The sequence below is a fragment of the Streptomyces sp. TLI_55 genome, from assembly GCF_900206255.1.
In the GTDB taxonomy this organism is placed as follows: domain Bacteria; phylum Actinomycetota; class Actinomycetes; order Streptomycetales; family Streptomycetaceae; genus Streptomyces; species Streptomyces aquilus.
Genome location: NZ_OAOJ01000001.1, coordinates 1,350,708 through 1,374,119 on the forward strand (window position 1 = coordinate 1,350,708; position 23,412 = coordinate 1,374,119).

Sequence of the window (23,412 nt, forward strand, 5' to 3'; positions counted from 1 at the left end):
TGGGTTACCTCCACTCATTGCCGAACTCGGCTTCGAGTTCGTCGATCTCTGCTTGGGACAGCGACACCAGGGGCAGGTCGGACGGGGTGTGCCCGCCCACCGCGCCGGTGCCGCCCTCGGCCTGCGCGGTCAGTTCTGTCAGCCAGCGGTCCGCGAGGGCGTGTACGTCGCGTTCGGACCAGATGCCGGGGGCCCAGGACCAGGTGGTGTCGAGCCGGCCGTCCTCGGTGGTCACGGCGGTGATCTCCAGGCCGTGGGCAACGGGCATGGCGGGGTCGTGCACGGCGCCCAGGTTGCGCAGCGGTTCCGGCGCGAGGGCCCAGTCGCCGCCGGTCGAAGGGGCCGTCCGGCCCAGGTAGTTGAAACCGATCTCCGGCGCCGGAAGGGCCGCGAGGAGCGGCCCGTTCGAGGGGTCGAGATGGCGCAGCAGGCCGTGTCCGATGCCGTGGTCCGGGACGGACCGCAGCTGTTCCTTGACGGTCTTGAGGACCTGGGCCGGATCTGCGGGGTCGACTCCCGTGAGGTCGAGCCGGGCGGGCACGACGCTGGTGAACCAGCCGACCGTCCGTGAGAGGTCCACTGCGTCGGCGATCTCTTCGCGGCCGTGTCGCTCGACGTCCAGGAGCAGGGCCGGGTGGCCGTCTCTGGCGTGCCGCCAGTGCACGAATGCGGTGGTCAGCGCGGCGAGCAGGACGTCGTCGGGGCCGGCGTGGAAGGCGGCGGGCACAGTGGTGAGCAGCGCGTCGGTGGCCTCGGCCGGGAGCTGCCGGGTGAGGTGGCGCATCTCGCCGACGACGTCCCGCTGAGGATCGGGCCGACGGGTGCCCAGCAGAGGGCCGGGGTCCCGCAGCACGTGGCGCCACGTGTCCAGTTCGGCCGTCCGTTCCGAGGCGCGGGCCTCCCGCTCCAGCAGGCGGGCCCAGTGCCGGAAGGAGGTGCCCTGCTCGGGCAGGTTCTCCTCGCGCCAGGCCGCGGCCAGGTCGGAGCACAGGATGCGCCAGGACACTCCGTCCACGGCGAGGTGATGGATCGTCAGCAGGAGCCGTCCGGGACGGTCGAGGCCGGCATCGCACCACACTGCCCGCAGCAACATGCCTCGCTCCGGCGCGAGTCGTGACGCCGACTTGTTCAGCACCTGTGCGAAGTCGGCCGGTTCGGCGACGCGTTCCAGCACCGTGGCCGCGTCGACGGTCCCGGGGGGCGGAATCTCGGCCGCCCGTCCGTCGGACGTCAGACGCATCCGTAGGACGTGGTGGTGGTCGAGCAGGGTCTGCAGCGCGACGGTCAGGCGCTTCTCGTCCGCGCCCGCCGGGGTGACGAGCAGCACCGACTGGCTGAACGCCCCGATGGGGCCGCCGCGTTCACCAAGCCGGTGCATGGCCGGGGTGAGGGGAAGCGTGCCGATCGGTGCGTCCTGCTCCGGGTGCGGGCCGGGCGCCGGACGATCGGCCGCCGCGGCGGCGAGACCGGCGACCGTGCGGTGCTCGAACACGTCCCGCGGGGTCAGCCGCAGCCCCTCGGCCAGCGCGCGGCTCACCAGGTGGATGGAGGTGATGCTGTCGCCGCCCAGGTCGAAGAATCCGTCGTCGACACCGATGGCATCGGCGGAGGCTCCGAGGACCTCGGCGAACAAGTCCCTGAGTGTCTCTTCCTGGGGGGTGCGCGGCGCCCGTCCCGTCGCCGTCTCCCGGGTGGCGGCCGGTGTGGGCAGGGCGGTGCGGTCCAGTTTGCCGTTGGAGGTCATCGGCAGCGCGTCGAGCGCCACGAGCGTCTCGGGGACCATGTGGGCAGGCAGGTGACGGGCGGCGTGCGCGAGGACGGCGGGGCAGTCGACCTCGGTGGCCCCGACGACGTATCCGACCAGGCGGCGCACGCCGGACGGGTCCTCGCGCACCACCACCGCGGCCTGGGCGACGGCCGGATGGGCGGTGAGCACGCCCTCGACCTCGCCGGGCTCGATCCGCAGTCCGCGGATCTTGAGCTGGCCGTCGGCCCGCCCGCGCAGTTCCAGGGTGCCGTCGGCCCGCCACACGGCCAGATCACCGGTCCGGTACATGCGCCCGCCGGCCGGATCGAAGGGGTCGGCGGCGAACCGCCCGGCGGTCAGACCGGGCCGCCTCCAGTAGCCGCGGGCCACGTGATCGCCGGAGACGTACAACTCGCCCTCGACACCGACCGGTACCGGGTTCAGCCGGGCATCGAGCACATACGCCCAGGTGTTCCACATGGGGCGGCCGATGGGCACCGGCCCGGTCGGCAGTTCGTCGCCGGGCTCGATGCGGTGGTCGGTGCAGCCGACGGTGAGTTCGGTCGGGCCGTAGTGGTTGATCAGGCGTACGTCGGGGTGGTCGCGGCGCCAGGTGCGCAGGACCTCGCCGACCAGTGCCTCGCCGCCGAGCATGAACTCCTCGGTGGGCGAGAGATCGTGCGGCAGGGCGGGCAGCAACGCAAGGTGGCTGGGCGTCGCCTTGAGGAAGCTGTAACCGCCGCTCGCCGGCGCCGCGCCGGCGTCGTGGAAGCCGGCGATGTGCACGCGGCCTCCGGCGGCGAGCGCCCCGTGCAGCGTGGTCACCGTGGCGTCGAAGGACATCGTCGCGTGCAGCAGCGAGGTGCCGCGCAGACTCGGGTAGGTCTCGACACAACGGGCCACATAGGTGGTGAGGTTGCGGTGCTCGACGACGACGCCCTTGGGGCGGCCGGTGGTACCGGAGGTGTAGATCAGGTAGGCGGGATCGGCGGGCCGGGCCTCGGGGAGAGGCGTGTCCGGATCGTCCGGGGCCGCATCGGGATCCACGACCGCACAGCCGACGCCGCAGTCGGCGGGGAGCCGGTCCCGGACGATGAGACACACCGGATCGGCGTCCGCGAGCAGATAGGCGGTGCGCTCGGCCGGATGTTCCGGGTCCAGCGGCAGATACGCGGCGCCCGCCTTGAGGACGGCGAGCACGGCGACCGCGAGGTCGACCGACCGGGGCAGCGAGAACGCGACGATCTGCCCCGGACCGGCTCCCTGCGAGGTGAGGACGCGCGCCAAACGATCGGCTCGCACGTCAAGTTGACGGTACGTCAGCGAGTTGAGGTCGTCCTCGACGGCGACCGTGTCCGGCGCCTCGGCGGCGCGCGCCTGGAAGAGCCGGGGAAAGGTGGTGTCCGGCACGTCGCGTGCCGTGTCGTTGAACTCGGTCAGGAGCCGGCGGCGTTCGCGGTCGTCGAGGATGTCATGGCTGCCGATGGCGCGGTCGGGGTGGCGGACCGCGGCCCGCAGCAGCCGCTCAAGGCGGGCGGCCAGGTCCTCGGCCGTGCGGCGGTCGAAGAGGTCGGCGCTGTACTGGAGGGTGCCCTCGATCCCGTGCGGGGAGCCGTCGGGGGCGCGGTGCTCGCCCAGGTTGAAGGTCAGGTCGATCTTGGTGGCGCCGGTCTCGACGGACAGCGTCCGGGCGTGCAGTCCGGGAAGGTCGAGGCGGGGCCCGGCGGTGGGGCGGAAGGCGAGCATCACCTGGAACAGCGGGTGCCGGGCGAGCGAGCGGGGCGGGTTGAGGGCCTCCACGAGCTGCTCGAAGGGCAGCTCCTGGTGGGCGTAGGCCGATAGGTCGGTCTCCCGGACCCGAGCCAGCAGTTCGCGGAAGCTGGGGTCACCCGAGGTGTCGGTGCGCAGCACAAGGGTGTTGACGAAGCACCCGACGACGTCGTCGAGCGCCTCGTCGGCACGGCCGGCGACCGGCGTGCCCAGCGGGATGTCGGTGCCCGCGCCCAGCCGGGTCAGCAGGGCGGCAAGGCCGGCCTGTACCGCCATGAACACCGTCGTGCCGGTCTCGTCGGCCAGGGCCCGCAGCCGCCGGTGCAGGTCCACCTCCAGCCGGACGGGGATGTCGCCGCCCCGGTGGGTGGCGCGGGCCGGGCGCGGGCGGTCGGCGGGGAGCGGGAGTTCGTCGGGGAGCCCGGCGAGCGCCTGGCGCCAGTGGTCGAGTTGACGGTCCTGGTCCTCGCCGAGCAGCTCGTGCTGCCAGAGGCAGTAGTCGGCGTACTGGACGGGCAGGGGCGCCCAGTCCGGGTCCCGGCCCGCCAGCCGGGCGCGATAGGCGGCTGCCAGGTCCAGCAGAAGGGGGTCCAGGGACCAGCCGTCAGCGGCGATGTGATGCAGGACGAGGAGCAGGACGTGGTCCTGGGGGCCGAGGACGAGCAGGTGCGCGCGGAACGGGACGCGCTCGGAGATGTCGAAACCCTCCCCCGCCAACCAGCCCAGTCTCCGGGGCAGTTCGGCTGCGGTCACCTGTTCGACGGGCAGGTCCGGCAGGTCGGACTCCAGCAGCCGTTGGCACGGCAGGCCGTCGGCGTCCGGGTAGACGGTGCGCAGGATCTCGTGCCGGGCGACGAGGTCGGCGAGGGCCCCGCGCAGGGCATCCACGTCGAGGCCGGCACCGGTCAGCCGTACGGCAAGGGGGATGTTGTAGGCCGCGCTGGGGCCCTCCAGCCGATCCAGGAACCACAGCCGCCGCTGGGCGGACGACAGCGGGGCCTCACCGCGGACTGTGCGCGCAGCCGGCCGCAGGGCGGGACGTACGGCCGCCCCGGCTCCTGCCGGCAACCGGGCGAGCCCGGCCGGAGTGGGCGTCTGGAAGACGTCGCGCAGGGTCAGTTCGACGCCGAGGGTTGCCCGGATGCGCCCGATGAGCCGAAGGGCGAGCAGGGAATGCCCGCCGAGCGCGAAGAAGCTGTCGCGGGGGCCGACGTCCGGGAGGCCGAGCAAGTCGGCGAAGAGGGCGCACAGGACGTCTTCGTGGGGCGTGCGTGGCGCGTGGGCCTGCGCGGCGGCAGCGGTGGGCGGGGCGGGCAGCGCGACCCGGTCGAGTTTGCCGTTGGGGGTCAGCGGCAGCCGGTCGAGGACGACGACGGCCGAGGGGACCATGAAGTCGGGCAGCCGGGCGGCGAGGTGGTCGCGCAGGGCTTCGGGGGTGGGCACGGCACGGTGGGAGGGCTGGGCGCCGAGGTCGGCCGCCGGAGCCCCGGGGATGAGGGCAGCAGCTTCTGCGGGCGAACCGCCGAGGGTGGCCACGATGTCGCCGGGAGCCGAGACATCAGGGTTCGATACGACGCCCTCGGCCCGGGGAGCCTCCCACCTTGATATGGCACGCGCAGCCCCCGCAACCGGCCCTTCGACAACCGACACGCCCGAAGCCGGCGCGGCGCCCTCACCCCCCTGCTCCCACACCACATCCGCCGCACGCCCGGCCGCGCACACCGAAGAGGCATCTTCAGCTCGCCGGGCACCCGGCGCGGCCTCGGCAGCCTTGGGGGACTGGACGGCCGAGGCCGACGTTGCGGCTGCAGCGTCGGCGGGCAGCGGTTCGGCCGTCGTCGGGGCCTTGTCCCCGGTACAGACCGCGTACGCGACCAGCCGTCGGTCGCCCGGCCGGTCCTCGCGGACCACGGCCACCGCCTGGGTGACCTCGGGGTGGGTGGCGAGAGTCGTCTCGATCTCGGCCGGTTCGATGCGGAAGCCGCGGAGTTTGACCTGGCCGTCGGTGCGGCCGTGGTACTCCAGCTCACCGTCGGCCGTCACGCGCGCGTGGTCGCCCGTGCGGTACATGCGGGACCCGGGCGGGCCGTACGGGTCGGCGGTGAAGCGTTCGGCGGTGGCGCCGGGGCGGCCGAGGTAGCCGCGGGCCACGCCGGGGCCCGCGATGTACAACTCCCCCACCGTGCCCGGTGGGAGTGGCTGCAGGGCCCCGTCGAGGACGTGGGCGCGCATGCCGTCCAGGGGGCGGCCGATGGGCAGCGGGTCGGGTACGTGCTCGGCCGCCGTGCAGGGGCGGGTGGTGGCGAAGGTGGTCGTCTCGGTCGGGCCGTAGCCGTCGGTGACGGTCAGCCCGGGGCAGGCCGCCAGGACCCGGCGGACCGCCGGTGCGGGCACGGCCTCTCCGCCGGTCCAGACCTGGCGCAGCCCCGCGAAGCAGCCCGGGTCCTCCTCGGCGACGAGACGGAACAGCCCGGCGGTGAGCCACAGCGCCGTCAGACCGTGGCGCCGCGTCAGACGTGCGACGCCGGCGGCGTCCACGTCCTCCTCCGGCCCGGCGACGACGGCGGTGCCGCCGTTGAGCAGTGGTACCCACATCTCGTAGGTGGAGGCGTCGAAGGCCGTCGGCGAGTGCACCAGCACGCGCGCGTGCGCGCCGTCCGCGAAGGCCGAGTCGGCGGCCAGGGCGGTGACGTCGCGGTGGGTGACGGCGACGCCCTTGGGGATGCCGGTGGAGCCGGAGGTGTGGCTGACGTAGGCGAGCTGCGCCGGGTGCAGCAGCACGGCGGGGTCCGTGTCCGGTTCGGCGGCGAGCGTCGGGTCCTCGGGAGCGATCGTGGTCAGGCCGTCGTACGGCTCGATGAGCCCGGTGTCGGTCAGCAGGACGTTGGCGCCGGTCTCGGCCAGGATCTGCCGGGTGCGGGCAGCCGGGGCGCGCGGGTCGAGGCCGACGTATGCGGCCCCCGCCTTGAGTACGGCCAGGAGCGCGGCGAGGAGTCCGTCGGAGCGGTCCAGCAGGACCGCCACGCGGTCCTCCGGGCGGACTCCCAAGGTGATCAGCCGGTGTGCCAGCCGGTTGGCACGGGCGTTCACCTGCCGGTAGGTGGTGATGCGTTCGCCCTGGATGACCGCCGTGGCGTCCGGGCCGGCCGCGACCCGGGCCGCGAAGAGTTCCGGCACGGTCGTCGCCGCTCCCGCGGGCGCGGCGGCGCCGGCGAGCCGGGCGTCCGCCCGCTCCTCGGGCAGGGTCGCCTCGACCCGGCCGACCGGGGTGCCGGAGGTGAGGACGGCTTGGGCGAAGTGCTCCACGAAACGGGCGAAGCGCCGGTGATGGGCGGCGAGTTCGGCGTCCGTGTAATGGTCGGGGCCCGCGTCGAGGTCGATGCGGATGCCGTCGCCGTCCGCGCGGTCGTACACGTTGACGGCGAGGTCCTCGACGGGCCCCGTGGACAGGTTGTGTCGGGTGGTGGCGTGACCGGCGAACCGCAGCTCCGGGCCGAACGCCATGATGTTGACGACGGGCCCGAAGAAGCGCGGCCCGTCCTGCGGCCCATCCTGGTCCCGGCGCAGGTCCTCACCGCGGTACCGCTGGTGCGCCAGCAGGTCGCGGGTGGCGGACGCCGTCCGGCGTACGAGGTCTTCGGCGACGCTGTCGGGCCGTACGGACAGCCGCAGCGGAAGCACGTTGGACGCCATGCCCGGCGTGGCGAGTTCGGTCTCGCTCTCGCGGGCGGTGACGGCGAGGCCCAGGACGATGTCCCGGGCTCCGGTGAGCCGGTGCAGATAGGCGGCGGTCGCCGCGAGCAGGACGCGCGACCAGCGGGTGCCGGCCTGTTCGGCGGCCGCGTGCACCAAGTCCCCTGCTGTCTGCGGGAGATGGCCGGTACGGCGCAGGAAGCGCCCGGCGACTTGCGGCGGGCGGGCGGACAGGCTCACCGGGTCGGGGCGGTCGGCGAGCGCGGACGTCCAGAACTCCCGGTCCGGCGCGTGCCGTTGACCGGTGCGGTAGGCCTCGTCCGCGTCGACCAGTGGGGCCAGGGGCGCGGGCGGCGGGGTGTGCGGTGTGCCCGCGACGAGGGCGCTGTAGGCGTCGGCGACCCGGCGCGCGAGGAGGGAGCAGCTGTAGCCGTCGACGGCGATGTGGTGGTAGCGCTGGTACCAGATCCAGCGGGTGGCCGTGAGGTGCAGCAGGGCGTACCGGAAGAGCGGTGACCGGTCGAGGTCGAACGGTGTGGCGAAGTCGGCGGCCATCCAGGCCTCGGCGGCCGACCGGGGGTCGGGTTCGCCCGTGAGGTCGATGACGGGCAGGTCCCAGGCGGGGTCGGGGTCGACGAGCCCGAGGACGGTGTCACCCTCGGCCGTGAACCGGACCCGCAGTGTCTCGGTGGCCGCCACCACCTGCTGGATCGCCGTCCGGAAGCGATCGGGGTCGACAGGGCCGTGGATCTCGGTGTACTCGCCGACGTTGTAGGCCGGCCCGGCGGGATCGAGCCGCTGCCCGAACCACATGGAGCGCTGGGCGGCGGACAGGTCCAGAGCGTGGGGGACGGTCATCGGGCGGCCTCCGTGGCCGCCGCAAGACCGGTCAGCTGCCGGGCCACGAGCTCGGCCACGTGCCGCGGGCCCTCGTCGCGTCCCGGCCAGGGCACCCGCAGCCAGGGCTCGGCGGGGATCAGCGGCAGGTCGCGGGACTGTCGGGCCCGGCCGCCTCCGGTGATGTTGAGAAGGACGAGTTCGTCGCGGCGGATGCGGCCGTCCCGTACGGCCTCGGCCAGGGCGGCCAGGGCCACTCCGGCGCCCGGCTCGATGTCGATGCCCTCGACCTCCTCGAAGAGTGCCATGGCCGCGAGGGCTGCGACGTTGTCGGTGCACAGGACGTCGCCGCCGCTCTCGGTGAGCACGTCACGCACGCCGCCGCGGACGGTGAACGGCGGGCGCCTGTTGGTCAGTTCGCGTGCCAGCGGCTCGAGCTCGCGATCGCTGTCGCCGTTCCGGTCCGGGTGCGCGGGGGCCGCGCCGGTACATCGCCAGGCGTCGTACAAGGGCGCGAACGGCGCGTTCTGACACATCAGCAGGCGGGGCAGTGTCTCCCCGTCGGCGCGCAGCCTGCGGGCGGCCTCGTGGGCGCCGATGGCTCCGGTGCCGCTGCCGACGGCCTGCACATAGGTCTCCGGCAGCCGCCCGAGGGCGTCGGCGGCGGCCAGCATGACGGTGCCCAGGCCGTCGCGGCGGCCGACGTTGCGTGCGCCGCCCTCGGCGTGGTGGCCGGGCAGGGCGGACAGCAGGTCGGCGCAGGCGATGGCGTCGCTGTAGGTGGCGGCGCCGTCCAGGACGACAAGGCGGACGCAGGGGTCGAGGGGTGCCGGGAAGCGCATCCGCTCCAGGGCCGGTGCGGGCACGACGAGCAGGCAGGGCACCTGGTGGCGGGTGGCGGCCCAGGCGAAGGCGGCGGCGGTGTTGCCCGCGGAGGGAATCACCAGCACGGGCGGCTCGGCGGGCAGTCGGCCGAGCACCGTGTAGGCCTCGAGGTCCTTGAACGTACAGGTCGGCAGGGCCGCCCCGCGTTCGGGCCAGTACCCGTTGAAGGCGACCCACAGCCGGTCGAGGCCGATACGGCGCCCGAGCCGCTCGGCGCGGTGGACGACCGGGCCGGGAACGCCGGGGAAGGTGCGCGCCACCGGCAGCAGCGGGGCGTGCCGGAACAGGCCGCTGCTTTCGCCGACGCGGATTCCGCTTGTGTGGTGGTCGCTGTCGTACTCGGTGCGCAGGAATGCCGGTTCGTGCCGGCGGGAGCAGTCGAGGCGGAGACCATCGTCCTCGTAACGGTTTCCGCAGGAGGAACAGACAACGGTGTAGTGACGTGTTCCCGGGCGTACTCCGGACATCTTCGCTTGCCTTCCGCAGTGCCGCGTCTCGTTGATCAATTGGAACCGGCGCTTCAGGAAGGGCGGGCGACGCATGAATTACCTTTTGGCGACGCCTGGTTGACCACAGGAAGCGCTTACCCTCCTCTTGGGCGGAACGGCGGACTGTTCAGTTCCGCTTCATCTGCCCTTATCTGCCGGGCAGTTGAGAAAGCGCATACCCGTGGAGATCATCCGAAGCACGAAAGCCGTTCGGAAAGGGTGTGGCGGATACATGGGCAACAAGCCGACGGGGCCGCGAGCGGGGAATGAGGCGGAGCCCTCGCACTGGCTTCCCTCCCCGGTTCCGGTTTCCCTTCTGCCCTCGGATGGCGGAACGGCGAGCGTGTCGTACTCCGAGCCTCCGGCCGAGGCGCTGCTGACGGCGTACCGGAAGATGGTCGTCGGGCGCCGCTTCGACGAGCAGGCGACCGCGCTCGCCCGGCAGGGCAGACTCGCGGTCCATCCCTCCAGCCTCGGCCAGGAGGCCTGCCAGGTGGGTGCCGCGCTCGCCCTGCGTGCCACCGACTGGCTGTTCCCCACCTACCGGGACTGTGTCGCGCTGGTCAGCCGCGGGATCGATCCCGTCGAGGCGCTGACGCTGCTGCGCGGGGACGCGCACTGCGGCTACGACCCGGTGCGGCACCGCACGGCACCGCAGTGCACCCCGCTGGCAACCCACGCCGTGCACGCCACGGGGCTGGCCCACGGCGAGCGGCTCAAGGGGGCGGACACGGTCGCCCTCGCGCTCGTGGGCGACGGCGCCACCAGCGAGGGCGACTTCCACGAAGCCCTCAATCTGGCGGGCGTGCTGAAGGCTCCGGTGGTGTTCCTGGTGCAGAACAACGGGTACGCCATCTCGGTCCCGCTGGCCGAGCAGTGCGCGGCACCGAGCCTGGCGTACAAGGGGGTCGGCTACGGCATCCGGTCGGAACAGGTGGACGGCAACGATGCCGCGGCCCTGCTCGCCGTGCTGACCACGGCGGTCGAGGACGCCCGGGCGGGCGGTGGGCCCTGGCTGGTCGAGGCGCACACCTACCGGATGGCCCCCCACACCAGCGCCGACGATCCCTCCCGGTACCGCACGACTGCGGAGGCCGACGGCTGGCGGGAACGTGACCCGATCGCCCGGCTGGAGTCGGCGCTGCGCGCGCGGGGCCTGCTGACCGACGAGGGGGTGAAGAGCGCGGCCGCCGGGGCGGAGGGATACGCCACCGACGTACGCGAACGGCTCGGGGAAGAACCGGAGTTGGAGCCAGCAGCTCTCTTCGACCACGTCCTCTCGTTGCCGACCCCGCACATGGCCGATCAACAAGCCCTCCTGCGGGCCGAGTTGGAGAAATGCTGACATGACCGCGGTCGACACTGGGATGGCCCAGGCACTCAACGCCGCCCTGCGGGACGCACTGGGCGCGGACGAACGGGTCGTCGTCTTCGGCGAGGACGTCGGGCGCCTCGGCGGCGTCTTCCGGGTCACCGACGGGCTGCGGGACGCTTTCGGCGACGGCCGCTGCTTCGACACGCCCGTCAGCGAGGCCGGTATAGCGGGCCTCGCGGTCGGCATGGCGATGGCGGGCTGGCGGCCGGTGGTGGAGATGCAGTTCGACGCGTTCGCGTACCCGGCGTTCGAACAGATCACCTCCCACATGGCGAAGATGCGCAACCGCACCCGCGGCGCCGTCGCACTGCCTTTGGTCGTCCGGATCCCCTACGGCGGCGGCATCGGCGGCGTGGAGCACCACAGCGACTCCAGCGAGGCGTACTACGCGCACACGGCCGGCCTGAAGGTCGTCACCCCGGCGACGGCGGCGGACGCGTACTCCCTGCTACGCGAGGCGATCGACGACCCGGACCCGGTGATCTTCCTGGAGCCGAAGCGCCGCTACTGGACCAAGGAACCCCTCCAACTCCCGGTCCGTACGGGTCCGTTCGGCACCGCCGCCGTGCGCCGCGCCGGAGACGACGTCACGCTCGTCGCCTACGGCCCCTCGGTCGCCGTGGCCCTGGAAGCGGCCCGGCTGGCCGAAGCGGAAGGCCTGGACGTCGAGGTGCTGGACCTGCGCACCCTCGTGCCCCTCGACGACGACGCGCTGACCGCGTCGGTGCGGCGGACCGGCCGGTGCCTGGTGGTGCACGAGGCGCAGGGCTTCGCCGGAGTCGGTGCCGAGATCGCGGCGCGGGTGCAGGAGCGGTGCTTCGACGCGCTGCGGGCGCCGGTGCTGCGGGTCACCGGGTTCGACATCCCGTATCCGCCGCCGTTGCTGGAGGACGCCCACCTGCCGGGCGTGCGCCGGGTGCTCGACGGCCTGTACCGCCTGCTGCCCGACTCCTCGCGACGGGCCCGGCACACCCTTGCCGCCACCGGCGCCCCCGCGGCCGGCCGTACGTTCCTCCTGCCCGACCTGGGTGAGGGGCTGGCCGAGGCGGAGGTGCTGGAGTGGAGGGTCGCCGTGGGCGATCCCGTCGAGCACGATCAGGCCGTTGCGGAGGTCGAGACGGCCAAGTCCGCGGTGACGCTGCCGAGTCCGTTCGCGGGGACCGTCACGGCCCTGCACTGCGGAGCGGGTGACGTCGTCGAGGTGGGAGCGCCGCTGCTGACCGTGCAGGAGTCGGCAGAGGTGTCCGGTTCGGGCGCCGTCCTGACCGGTTACGGCACGTCGGGCCGATCTGGTCGTCAGCCGTCACCCCGCCCGGCGATCACGACCGGGACGGCCGACGCCGTACACGCGTCGAACGATCCGGCCCGTGCGACGGCGTCCGCCACCCGGATCCCGCTGGGACCCTCCGCCGACAAGTTCGTCCGCGGGCACCGCGACACTCCTGCCGTGACCATCTGGGCGGACACCGACGCCGGCAGCCTGCTCGCCGCCCGCACCACCCTCGGTACGGGCCTGATGGCCCTGCTCGCCCGGGCCTGCCTCGACGCGCTGGCCGCGTTCCCGGAGCTCAACTCCCGGGTCGATGCCGACCGTCAGGAACTCGTCCGCCATCCGCAGGTGCATCTCGGCTTCGCCGCACAGACCGACCACGGCCTGGTCGTCCCCGTGGTCCGGAACGCCGACCGCCTCTCGCTCGACGGCCTGGCCGCCGAACTACGGCGGCTGACCGGCCTCGCCCGACGCGGTGCACTGCCCGCCGAGCACCGCACCGGCGGCACGTTCACCCTCAACAACTACGGCGGCTTCGACGTCGACGGCGCCACCCCGATCCTCAACCACCCCCAGGCGGCGATGATCGGCGTGGGCCGCATCACCGACCGCCCCTGGGTGCAGAACGGCCGCGTCGAGGTCCGCAAAGTCGTCAACGTGTCCCTGACCTTCGACCACCGCGTCTGCGACGGAGGCACGGCGGCCGGCTTCCTGCGGCACGTCGTCGCCGGCCTCAACGGTCCCGCCTGAGCGTCAAGGGCGCGGCCGGAAGAGGCTGGTCCGACTGCGGGATCTGGTTGTCGGCGACGGAGAAGGTGCCCCGGTCGGCTGGCTCCCGGGCGGCGGCGCTCAGCAGATGGCGGTACATCGCGCGGGCGATGCCGCCGCCGACGTGACCCGCCGTACGCCGAGTTCACGCAGGTGGTCCAGTGAAAGCGTGCCGCCACCGAACCAGCACCGGCATCACCGACGAGCCCCTCATTGACGGATCGACACCACTCTGACCTGCACCTTTGCCGAATCGGCATACACGGGTGGTTACCTGCATTTCAGGCATCTCCGTAGGCCTCTCCACCCAGTTCGAACCCGGCCGTCCCGGCGGTCGCGTCCGCGAGCCACGCCTCGAAGGCGGGTACGTCCGCGTCCGGGAGGCCGATCTCGATCGTGACGGCCTCGCCGTAGCGGACGTCGCGGACCTCGCGGCCGGTGGCGCGCAGGTCGTTCTGGAGCTTGCCCGCGCGGTGGTGGTCGACTGTCACCGTGGCGAGGCGGAAGCGGCGGCGGGTGATGCTGCCGAGGGTGTCCAGGGCCTCGCCGACCGCGCCGCCGTACGCGCGGATGAGGCCGCCGGCGCCGAGCTTGACGCCGCCGTAGTAGCGGGTGACGACGGCGACGACGTACCGCATGTCACGGCGCAGCAGCATCTGGAGCATGGGGACGCCGGCGGTGCCGCCCGGTTCGCCGTCGTCGCTCGCCTTCTGGATCGCGCCGTCGGCGCCGATGACGTAGGCGAAGCAGTTGTGGCTGGCGTCGGTGTGCTCCTTGCGGACGGCCGCGATGAAGTCCTGGGCCTCCTGTTCGGTGGCCGCCGGGGCGAGGGCGCACAGGAAGCGGGAGCGGTTGACCTCGGTCTCGTGCACGCCCGCGTGGGCGACTGTGCGGTACTCGTCCGGCATCGGGCCAGCCTAGTCCGTGGCCGGGGCAGGGCTGTGGGCCGGCTCAGCCGGAGTCCCGCAGGCCATGCCCGCGGGCTCAGTCGGAGTTCTCCCAGGCCAGAAAGCCCGGCCCGTCCGGGGTCAGCACCGGCACCCACGCCTCGTCGGCCTCGGGCAGTCGGGACTCGTCCAGGGCGAGGGCGGCGGGCCAGGTGTCGTCGCGGTTCGCGGAGCCGTAGACGCGGAGCTCCGCGACCGCGTCCCGGAGCCGGCCGAGGAGCGGCGCCGGCCACTCCAGGCCGCGGGCGCCCTGTCCCTTCAGCTCGCCCACGAAGATCGCCTTCAGGTCCTCGTCGAGATCCCGTCCGAACAGGGGGATGAGATACCCCTCCTGCTCGTACGGGACGCAGCCGAAGCCGCCGCCCTGTGTCCGGTAGACCACGCCGGTCGGTGCCGCCACGACCACGAACGCCCAGCCGTGGTCGGTTCCGCTGCCGTCCGGGTCCAGGAACACATAGCGCTTACTCACTTCCTCTTCCCCCGGGGCACCGTGACCGCCGTCAGCAGGGCCGTGCCCGGGCCGAGGGCCTCCCAGGCCGTGCCGCGCCAGGCCAGGACGGCGATGGCCGACGTGGGGAACTTCACCCGGACCGTGTCCAGGGTGTCGTCGAGGCCGTCGCCGGCGAGGTCGAGGACGAGGTCCTCCAGGCCGGGGTTGTGGCCGACCAGCAGCAGCGTCTCGACCTCGGCGGACACTTCGTGCACGACCTCCAGGAGTTCGGGCACGTCGGCGCCGTAGAGCCGGGCGTCGTGGCGCACCGGGGGCGGGGTGCCCCACTGGGCGGCGGCCAGGTCCCAGGTCTGCCGGGCGCGTACGGCGGTGGAGCACAGGGCGAGGTCGGGCAGGCAGTCGGCCTCGGCGAGCGCCCGGCCCGCCGCGGGGGCGTCGCGCAGTCCGCGCGGGGCGAGCGGGCGCTGGTGGTCGCGGACGCCCTCCGGCCAGGCGGATTTCGCGTGGCGCAGCACGACGAGGCGGCGCAGCGGACCGGCTCCGGCACGCGCGATCATGCGAGCGAACCGATGTCGCGGGTGAGTTCGAGACCGAGGAGCCGGTCCGCGTAGGCGTACGTCTCGAAGCGGGCGCCGTACGGGAGGTCGGAGGTCTCGACCGACCGCAGGACGCGTAGGACGCCGGGTACGTCGAGGTCGTCCTCCCAAGCCGTACGCAGCTCTCCGCGCACCTCGTCGGGCACCGGCCGGGACGGCTCGCGCGCCCACGTGGCGACGGCCCGACGCCACCGTACGAGGGTGTCGTGGGCGTCCTGGAGGACGGCCGCGTCGAGCCGCGCCGCCAGCCCCCGGGGCCGGGACAGCAGGGCGATCCGGAGTACGTCGGGGGCGACGCCCTCCGCCGGGTGCTCGACGGGAGCGACGGCGACCTGGACGCCGGCGGGTGTCACCTGGTCCTCGGCCGCGACATGGATGACCTGCGTTCCCTTGAGGCCCGTGTCATGGCCGTCCTCGAAGGGGCGGATGCCCAGCGCCGCGGCGCCCGCCCGTACCTCGGGCCGCTGCCGGGCGGCGTCGAGCCGGGCCCAGACCGGCGTACCGCCGAGTTCGAGGGCGCGGACGAGGGTGTCGGCGACGAGCAGGACCCGCAGGGCGGTGCCGTCGAGGCCGGGCACGTGCGCCTCGACACGGGTCAGACCACGGCGGGCGGGGGCGGCCTCGACCGGGTCGCCGGTTCGGGCGTCGATGATGCGCAGCACGGGGTGAGCGTAGGCGGGACGGAGGCCGTCCGCAGGCAGGTGGCATGGATTCCGGACAGGGTGGCGGGGTGCGGCGTGGCGCGTGGGCCCGGTGAGAAGCGGTGCGCGCGGGGCGACGGCCCTGGGGAATCAGGGGAATCAGCGGGAGCGGTGCGCTGTTGTGCGGGAAGCCCCAGCGACCAGACCCTCCAGGAGACCCACGGTGTACGGAGACGAAGCGACGGTCCGCAAGATACTCACCGAGAGCGGCGACACCTGGGCCGTGGTGGGCCTGTCCACGAACCGGGGGCGCGCGGCGTACGGCGTCGCCGAGGTGCTCCAGCGCTTCGGAAAACGGGTTGTGCCCGTGCATCCGAAGGCGGAGACCGTGCACGGCGAACAGGGTTACGCCTCACTCGCCGACATCCCCTTCGACGTGGACGTGGTCGACGTCTTCGTCAACAGCGACCTCGCCGGCCCCGTCGTCGACGAGGCGATCGCCAAGGGCGCCGATGCGGTCTGGTTCCAACTCGGCGTGATCGACGAGGCGGCGTACGAGCGTGCGCGTGGGGCGGGTCTCGACATGGTCATGGACCGCTGCCCGGCGATCGAGATTCCCCGGCTGCGGGACTGAGGCACGCCGGGCGGCCGTCGGTCAGGACCGCGCGGCGAGCGGGCCGTCCTCGCCGCGCCAGGCGGCGCAGCCCGGGACGCCAGTTCCGTGGACGGCAGTTGGCGTTCACGGAAGCCGATCGACCGCAGGAGGAGGTCGCCTTCCTGCGGGTTGACGGCTCTCGTCAACTCCGCCCACAGTTCGGCCCGCACCTCAGCGCTGCCCCTCGCACGCGTTGATGTAGTACAGCTCTATCTCCACCCGGTCCGCCGATCCCCCGGACCAGAACGGGCGCGTGCCCACGTTCCCGCCGCAGAAGGCCTGGGGGCGGCGGGACTTGAGGGTGGCGTTGACGTCCTCGGCGAGGTCGGTCGCCGCGCCCAGCATCGACTGCGGGGCGACACCGAAGGTGATGACCATGCCGATGCGGCGGCCGTCACCGCTCGCGCGGATCTCCTTGTCGAGCGCCGCGATGATCTTCTTCCGGTCGGCGGCGTTCAGGTTGCCCTTGCCGGCTGCGCGACCGGTCGCGCCCGAGGACAGGGACACCGCGAAGGTGTGCCGTTTCGGGTCGAGGCCGGTCGGGCCCTTCGCCGTGCGCGAGGGGGAGGGGGACGCGGCGGACGACGGGGACGCGGACGGCTTCGGTGCCTTCTTCGCGCCCGCCGCCCCCGGGCCGTCCGAGGCGATCATGCCGAGCGCCACCAGGAACAGCACCAGGAACAGGTCCGCGAAGAGCCAGCCCGCGAGGTGGCGCGGGGCGATGCCGGCGGCCGGCGGGCGTCGCCTCACCGCTGTTCTCCGCCGTACCAGTCGTCACCGGGGCGACGCGGCGGCGGTGTGGCGGCTCCGGTGTCGGGAGCCGCGGTGTCGGAGCCGCCGGTGTCGGTACGGGGTGGCGCGGGCGGCGGAGGCGGCGGCGCGGCGGGCCCGCCAGAGCCACCGCCGGGGTAACCATTGCCGTTGTAGGGGCCGTTGTGAGGGCCGCCGTAGGGACCGCCATAGGGGCCCGTGGACGGTCCCCCGGAGTTCGACATCGGCGCGGGTCCGGAGCCGTTCTGCAGCAGGGCGAGCACTCGCTCCAGGGCGTCCATGTAGGCGTACATGCGCTCGCTGTTGTCGTTGAGGACGCCCATGGCCTCACCGACCCTGCGGGTGGTCTCGGTGACCTCGTCGGCGACGGTGGCGTGCACCCGGTTGGCCTCCTGGGAGCTGCCGGCCGCGCGGCGCAGTTCGGCGAGCAGACGGGTGAGGGACTCGCGGGTCGCCTGTTCGTCGCCGCGCAGCTCGTCGCGCATCTTGGCGAAGTCGCGCAGGAGTTGGTGCGGCACGGTCAGGGAACGGCCCATCTCCCCCAACTCGCCCGCGGAGCGGGTCCATTGGTCGAGGGCGGTGACGAATCTGCCCTCGGGGCCGGGCGCGAAGATCCTCTCCATGCGGTCGGCGCTGTCGGAGAGGGTGCGGGAGAGCTCGGCGGTGCTGCGGGTGATGTCCCGTGCGATGCCGACGAGTTGGCCGGCCGGGACGACCTGGGCCTCCAGGACGGCGTGCTTGGACAGCTCCATGGTGAGGACGGTCAGCTGTCCGGCGATCCGGGTGCGCAGCCCTTCGCGGGACGCCTCGTGCTGGGCGGCCCATTCGAGGCGTTGCAACCACATCGTGGCGAGGACCACCCCGGCGATGAGCAGTACCACGAGCAGGACGGCGGTGCCGCCGAAGCCGGATGACCACAGCCGCAGGAAGTTGGTGCCCTTCGCGGAGTCCTCGAAGTCCCGGAAAGCGAACCACAGGGACAGCCAGGTCAGCACGATCGGCAGGAAGACGGACACGTCCCGCGCGGTCGACACCACGGCGATCAGCCCGCTGTGGCGCGGCTCGGCGTCCGGCACCAGCGCGTCGGGCGGGTAGGCGTGCAGCAGGTTGACGCCGGACAGGGCCCGGCCGCCGGCCCGGGCGTCGTCGGCGATCCAGGTCAGCACCGAGCGCCCGGTGCTGTCCTGGGGGCACTCGCCGGCCAGTTCGGTGAGCCGGTCGGCGGCCGCCCGCAGCGCCGCGGAGGGTTCGGGCGCCGGGGGCGCGGGCTGATGTGTGGCGGGTTTCCTGCTGGACAAGACCTCTCCCTCAGTCCCGGGGACCGCGGCGGTCGGGGCCGTGGTCTCCGTCGTGCGGCCGGGCGGGCAGATGCTGCCGGAAGTACTGCTGGACGACGACGGCGTGGACGGTGTCCTGCGCCTTGCCGCGCCGGCAGCCGTCGAGCAGGGCCTGCAACAGGGCGGGCGACGGGGTGCGCCCCGCCGCCTCCAGGACGTCCAGCACCTCGCGCTGCCCCAACTGCTCCCCGGTCGTGCACAGCAGGAGCAGCCGGTACAGGTGCACCGCCTGCCAGGGGTTCTGGGGCGCCATCCGGTCCACGGCCTCGGCGTGGAACTGGGTGCGGCGCAGTACGTCGAAGGGGTGGTGGCGCTCCTTGCCGGGGCGGCGTCGGGCGCAGCTCTCCAGGAGGGTGCGGGCCTGGGCCGGGGCGATCCGGCTGATCTGGTCGACCTGGCTCATCAGGAACGCCATGGAGAAGCGGGTCACGAGCACCCGCATCATGTCGTCCAGCACGGCCTGCGAGACGCCGATCTGCAGGGCGATCCGCAGCAGCGGCAGGACGTGGAAGTCCGCCCCCCGGCGGGCGGCGCTGTCCAGCCGCTCCTCCAGCACCCGGCGCACCACCCGCCCGCCGGGCGGCGCCAGGGACAGCTCGCGCAGCAGGTCCCCGCCGGCGCCCGCGAAGGCCCGGTGCAGCGCCCAGGTGTGGATCTCCTCCCGCAGATGCCGGTAGGGCTGAAGTTCGAGCGAGTCCGGGCGCCACAGGGCGAGGAGGCGGGCCAGCTGGCCCTCGGTGGCCCGGTCGAGCTCCAGCTGTATGCGGGGGACGGCGGTGGTACTGCGCAGGTAGGCGTCCTCCCGGTCCGACAGGTCGCCCTGCGGGGCCGCCTCCAGCAGGCTCATGACATCGCTCATCAGCCCCGGGGCGACCTGGTGCCCGGCCGCCCACTCGCGGATCTTCGACGGGTTGGCCATCGGCTGGTCCGGCAGCAGCCGGCTGAGCGCGCCGGTGCCACGGCGGCGCTGGAAGGCGACGAGGCGTGCGGCCTGGTCGCGCAGGGGGCCGGGCGGGCCGGGGTCGGCCTTGGCGTCGACGCGGCGCCGGGTGGCGTGGCGGGTTCCGGTGCCGTCGCCCCGTACGAACACGAACTGCGGCAGGTCCTTCGCCGCGTCGTTCTCCTCCCGGGTGGCGAAGCCCCAGCTGCCCAGCACGACCCGGCCCAGCAGTCCGGCCAGGGCGTGGACGACGACCTCGCCGTCGACCGGCGAACCCACCACCGTGAGCGGTGCCCCGGGCCGCTCCATGAGCGCCTCGGCGAGCCGCACCAGCAGGTCGTCGGGCACGTCCTCGGCCGCCGTGTCGAGGGCGCCGAGGAGGCGCTGCTCCTCGACCAGCAACTGCCGTACGAGGTCCAGCGGGACCCGCTCCAGGCGCTCGGCGCCGCCGCCCCGGGCCGCCTGGCCGTCGAGGAGGGCGCTCTGCCGGACGGGCGGCGGCAGCCAGTCGTCCCAGTCGCTGCGACAGGCGGCGAGCGCGAGGTGCAGGTCGATGCCGCCGGCCGGGCCGGTCAGGACGTGGGTGAGGGTGGAGCCGGCGCGGCCGTTGGGGTCGCGGACCGGGAGTTTGCGCAGGACGGCGGCCTCGTTCTCGTGGCGGAAGTAGACGAAGCCGGGTGCGGTGTCGCCGGGGTGTTCCTGGCTGGCCCACACCAGGTGTTCGATACGGCTGTTCCAGCGCAGCAGCGCCTCGCGGTCGAGGGAGGTGGCGACCGGGCCGACGTCGCCGCGGCCGGTGAGGGAGCGCTCGGACCACTGGTAGACGGTGATGTCGGCGCGGAGGCCGCCGCGCGCGGGCAGGCTCATGTGCCGGGCCCCCGTCCCAGCAGCAGGGCGTCCGCGGCCGGTCCGGTCATGACGCCCTTCATGGCGAGCAGCGCCAACAGCGGCCGCAGCACCCGGTGTTGGCGGAAGAGGGCCGAGTCGAAGCGGCGGGCAGCGGCCTGGTCGGCCTGGGCGCGGGGGCCGGTTCCGGTGGCGGATGCGAGGTGCAGGGTGGAGCCCTGGCACTCGCCGGCGAGTTGCAGCCAGTCGCCGCCGCCACGGGCGCCGAGGAAGGAGTAGACGTCCTCGCTCTCCCGCTCGACGGTGCTCAAGTCGGCTTCGGCGTCGGGTTTTTCGTGCAGCCAGCCGTCGATCTCGCGGTAGCCGCGGAAGCGCAGCAGGTCGCTCTTGGTGACGACGAGGGCGCACGGCACCGGCAGGAACGGCAGGGCGGGGTTGGCCTGTTGCTGGCGCAGCCGCTGGCGGACGTGCTCGAACGCCGGGTCGCGTCCGGTCGTACCGCCCTGGGAGGTCAGGCCGTGTATGCGGGTCGGGTCGACGACGCAGAGCAGGGCGCTGAGCCGGTTGAGGAAGTCGGACTCGCGGCCGGGGCGTTCCAGTCGGCCGCCCGCCACGTCGAAGAAGACGACGCTGTGCGAGCGGCCGGAGTTCTCGTCGGTGACGACGAGGCCGGTGGAGTAACGCAGTTCGGGGCGGTCGGCGGTGGCGACGAGTTCCTGGCGGCCGTCGATGAAGGGGGCGACGACCTCGTTGAGGTAGAGGTGGTAGCGCTGGGGGTCCAGGGCCTCGACGCGCAGGCCGTAGCGGGCCATGACGGTGGACTTGCGGGCCTGGTCGATCATCGCGGCCAGCAGATGGGACTTGCCGGTGCTGGACGCGCCGACCAGCCCGATGCGGACCGGTTCGGTGCCGAACAGGGGGTAGCGGTACGGCAGTTCGTGCTGGGGCACGTCGTCGTTGCCGGGGCAGACCACATAGGTGCGGGCGAGCTGGGCGTCCCGTTCGGCGTCGGAGTGGGTGGGCAGGTCGGCCTCGGGGAGCATGCCGCCGGAGGCGTCGAGGACGACCCGCTCGGCCGTGTCCCAGTTCAGCGCCCGCAGGCACATGGGGCACTCGACGGGGCCGAGGGCGGGCAGCGGCCGGTCGGTGACGATCCGCAGCCGCCGCCCGATCCGGCGCCACCAGCCGGGGGGTCGTACGGAGGGCGGGGCGTAGCCATTGGCGCGCAGGCTGCCGGCGCCGGTGCGCTGGCGGGCGCGCAGAGCGCGGAACTCCTCGCGGGCGAGCATCTCGCGGCGCTTGGCCTGTTCCGCGAGGGGTCGCTCGAACAGGCCGTTCGGCGCGGCGCCGTCGGCGAGGCGGCGCACCAGTTCGCGCGCGGGCGGGGAGACGGCCGAGCCCAACGGGAAGGCGGCGCGCAGGAGTTGCTGGAGCCATTCCTCGTGGCCCTGGTCGAGGACGGCGTGCAGGTGTTCGCGGGAGGAGCCGCGCGGCAGGGTCTCGCCGGTGGCCATCCAGAACGCCACGAGGGCGGCGCTGAGCACGTCCTGGTCGGCCGAGGCCGGCAGTCCGGGCCGGAAACCGGGCGCGTCCCACGCGGTCGCCGGGCGGTCGGGCAGCGGCTCGGTGGCGTACACGGCCCCGTCCAGACCGGCGAGTTGGAGTCCCTCGGCCTCGTCCCACCACAGGTGCTCGGGGCTGATCCGGCCGTGCACCAGGCGGGGTTCGTGCAGCCCGGCGACGGCCTCGAAGAGGTCCTGCACCACACCGCGCAGCCGCGGGCCGTGCAGCACGTCGGGGGTGTCGAAGCGGGACAGGGGGACGCCCCGGCAGTCCAGCAGCATGCGGTGCGGGCGCCGGGAGTCGTCGTAGGCGAGGACGTGGGCGAGCTGGCGGGGCAGATGCGGGCCGTGGAAGTCGGCGAGGCTGCCGAAGAGTTCGAAGTGGCGGCGCATCCGCCGCTCAGCCTCGGGCCCGACGGCCTCCTGCACCATGACCGGGTGCCGGCCGGGCAGCCTGCGGTAGCGGCGCGCATGGAAGGGCGGCAGCTCCAGGCGGGCCTGTTCCCCGGTGTCCTCCTCAAGGCTGAAGAGCGCCTCTTCCCCGTCCCCCGACCCGGGCCTTCGGCCCCGGAACTCCGCCACCCCCGTGTCTCCTCCCCGTAGCCCTCCGGGACACCAACTATCACAGAACGCTGCCCACGCGAGTGGTGCTTCAGGCACAGCATCAAAATGAGTGCACTTGGCGTTGATCACTTCCTGACGGGTGATCAACTCCTGTTGGTGAAAGGGCAGTCGGGGGTATGACCTGGCCCGGTACAGTCGGAGCACCTGAGGCTGGGGGGAGCGCGCATGGCGGCACTGACGGCGGGGCGGTTGCAGCAGGACGGGGTGCTGCGGGTGCTGGCGGAGCTGTACGCCGATCCGCTCAGCGCCGAGCTGCTGCTGCGGGGGCTGGGTGCCGATCTGACCCGGCTGCCGCCCTTCGGGGGTTCGCAGGCGCCGCTCGGCCACTGGTTCCGGATCTGTCTGACCATCGAGCATGGCGCGTTCGGCTTCACGCTGGAGGACCTCGTGCGGGCGGCGCACCGGGACTTCCCGTCGAACGACCTGCTGGGCCGGTACGCGAGACCCCGCGCGTCGGACGGGACGCCGGACGACCGTCTGACCGTGCTGTGTCTGCTGGCCGGTCCCCGGGAGGCGTCCCGGCTCCAGCTGCGGCACGAGTTCCGCACCATCGAGGAGGCCGCCCGCCGGGGCCGTCACCGCACCCTCGACATCAGACTGTCCGCGGCGACCCGGCGACGCGACCTGATCCCGGCGCTCACCGAACACAAGCCGGACGTCCTGCATTTCGGCGGGCACGGCTCCGCCGACGGCGATCTGCTGCTGGAGGAGGACGACGGCTCCATCGCACCGGTCAGCGCGAAGGCGCTCGGCACGGTCCTCGACGCGGTGGGCGGAGTCACGGTCGCCGTCCTCAACGCCTGCCACCTGGGCCGGTATCTGGACGACGTCCGCCCGCACGTGGGCGAGGTCATCGGCTCCCCGGCGAAGCTGAACGACGAGGACGCACTGGCGTTCTGCCGTGACTACTACGCGGCGCTGGCTCTGGGCGAGTCCTGGGAGAAGGCCTTCCAACTGGGCCGGGCGGGCGTGGGGCTGGGCGCCCGCGGCCTACCGGACCTACGGCGCGCGGTACGGGTGCGGGAGGGCGACACGGTATGAGGGAGGGGCGCGGACAGGGGGCACGCAGGCGGATCGGACGGCGTGCGATGGGGGGACAGGTGACGACCGGGCAACGGCACCGGACGATTGGGCAGCGCAACGGGGGGCTGCTCCCGCCGACCGAGCGACGCGACGAGGGGCTGCGCACGAGGGCCGCCCACGGGAACC

Annotated in this window: 14 protein-coding genes; 4 read left to right on the plus strand and 10 right to left on the minus strand. The window is 73.5% G+C overall.

The window, feature by feature from the left end; all coding sequences use genetic code 11:
• Window positions 1-4: 4 nt before the first annotated feature.
• Together CRP56_RS48255 and CRP56_RS06345 are read right to left on the minus strand one after the other, a co-directional pair.
• Window positions 5-8,068, minus strand: coding sequence for a non-ribosomal peptide synthetase (locus CRP56_RS48255; RefSeq protein WP_257040019.1), 8,064 nt, complete (start codon window positions 8,066-8,068; stop codon window positions 5-7).
• Window positions 8,065-9,399 carry a cysteate synthase gene (locus CRP56_RS06345; protein WP_097261120.1) on the minus strand — a complete coding sequence of 445 codons (1,335 nt, stop codon included), beginning with the start codon at window positions 9,397-9,399 and terminating at the stop codon, window positions 8,065-8,067. The genes CRP56_RS48255 and CRP56_RS06345 overlap by 4 nt, the downstream gene beginning before the upstream one ends.
• A 253-nt stretch (window positions 9,400-9,652) precedes the next feature.
• On the opposite strand from CRP56_RS06345, the gene CRP56_RS06350 reads away from it, so the two are divergent.
• Both CRP56_RS06350 and CRP56_RS49050 read left to right on the plus strand, forming a co-directional pair.
• A complete protein-coding gene (locus CRP56_RS06350; protein WP_097261122.1) occupies window positions 9,653-10,765 on the plus strand; it encodes a thiamine pyrophosphate-dependent enzyme in 1,113 nt (370 codons plus the stop codon).
• A 1-nt stretch (window position 10,766) separates the two neighbouring features.
• On the plus strand, window positions 10,767-12,815 hold the full coding sequence (locus CRP56_RS49050; RefSeq protein WP_097261124.1) for a 2-oxo acid dehydrogenase subunit E2: 2,049 nt from the start codon (window positions 10,767-10,769) through the stop codon (window positions 12,813-12,815).
• A 299-nt stretch (window positions 12,816-13,114) separates the two neighbouring features.
• On the opposite strand, the gene CRP56_RS06365 is transcribed toward CRP56_RS49050, so the two are convergent.
• The 4 genes from CRP56_RS06365 to CRP56_RS06380 form a co-directional block, all read right to left on the minus strand.
• Complete coding sequence (locus CRP56_RS06365) at window positions 13,115-13,741, minus strand: YigZ family protein (RefSeq protein ID WP_097261126.1); 627 nt, start codon at window positions 13,739-13,741, stop codon at window positions 13,115-13,117.
• Between the two features lie 76 nt (window positions 13,742-13,817).
• Window positions 13,818-14,249: a DUF6210 family protein gene (locus CRP56_RS06370; RefSeq protein ID WP_097261128.1), complete on the minus strand. Its 432-nt coding sequence runs from the start codon at window positions 14,247-14,249 to the stop codon at window positions 13,818-13,820.
• Window positions 14,246-14,788 (minus strand): SixA phosphatase family protein, encoded by a 543-nt coding sequence (locus tag CRP56_RS06375; RefSeq protein WP_097261130.1) that lies wholly within the window; start codon window positions 14,786-14,788, stop codon window positions 14,246-14,248. The genes CRP56_RS06370 and CRP56_RS06375 overlap by 4 nt, the downstream gene beginning before the upstream one ends.
• Window positions 14,785-15,528: a hypothetical protein gene (locus tag CRP56_RS06380; RefSeq protein WP_097261132.1), complete on the minus strand. Its 744-nt coding sequence runs from the start codon at window positions 15,526-15,528 to the stop codon at window positions 14,785-14,787. Before CRP56_RS06380 ends, CRP56_RS06375 begins: the two co-directional genes overlap by 4 nt.
• A gap of 163 nt (window positions 15,529-15,691) precedes the next feature.
• Between CRP56_RS06380 and CRP56_RS06385 the strand changes: the two genes are divergently transcribed.
• On the plus strand, window positions 15,692-16,102 hold the full coding sequence (locus tag CRP56_RS06385; protein ID WP_097261134.1) for a CoA-binding protein: 411 nt from the start codon (window positions 15,692-15,694) through the stop codon (window positions 16,100-16,102).
• A 192-nt stretch (window positions 16,103-16,294) separates the two neighbouring features.
• Here the strand turns inward: CRP56_RS06385 and CRP56_RS06390 are convergent, their stop codons facing one another.
• From CRP56_RS06390 to CRP56_RS06405, 4 genes are read right to left on the minus strand one after another with little or no spacing between them, the layout of a single operon-like run.
• Window positions 16,295-16,873 (minus strand): hypothetical protein, encoded by a 579-nt coding sequence (locus tag CRP56_RS06390; RefSeq protein WP_097261136.1) that lies wholly within the window; start codon window positions 16,871-16,873, stop codon window positions 16,295-16,297.
• Window positions 16,870-18,192 carry a hypothetical protein gene (locus CRP56_RS06395; RefSeq protein ID WP_097261138.1) on the minus strand — a complete coding sequence of 441 codons (1,323 nt, stop codon included), beginning with the start codon at window positions 18,190-18,192 and terminating at the stop codon, window positions 16,870-16,872. The genes CRP56_RS06390 and CRP56_RS06395 overlap by 4 nt, the downstream gene beginning before the upstream one ends.
• Window positions 18,193-18,202: 10 nt before the next feature.
• Complete coding sequence (locus tag CRP56_RS06400; protein ID WP_097261140.1) at window positions 18,203-20,038, minus strand: hypothetical protein; 1,836 nt, start codon at window positions 20,036-20,038, stop codon at window positions 18,203-18,205.
• The gene (locus tag CRP56_RS06405; protein WP_097261143.1) at window positions 20,035-22,161 is read right to left on the minus strand and encodes a hypothetical protein; all 2,127 of its coding nucleotides are present in this window, start codon (window positions 22,159-22,161) and stop codon (window positions 20,035-20,037) included. The genes CRP56_RS06400 and CRP56_RS06405 overlap by 4 nt, the downstream gene beginning before the upstream one ends.
• Window positions 22,162-22,368: 207 nt before the next feature.
• Here CRP56_RS06405 and CRP56_RS06410 point away from each other — a divergent pair, with 207 nt between their 5' ends.
• Window positions 22,369-23,244 (plus strand): effector-associated domain EAD1-containing protein, encoded by an 876-nt coding sequence (locus CRP56_RS06410; protein ID WP_097261145.1) that lies wholly within the window; start codon window positions 22,369-22,371, stop codon window positions 23,242-23,244.
• Window positions 23,245-23,412: the final 168 nt, after the last annotated feature.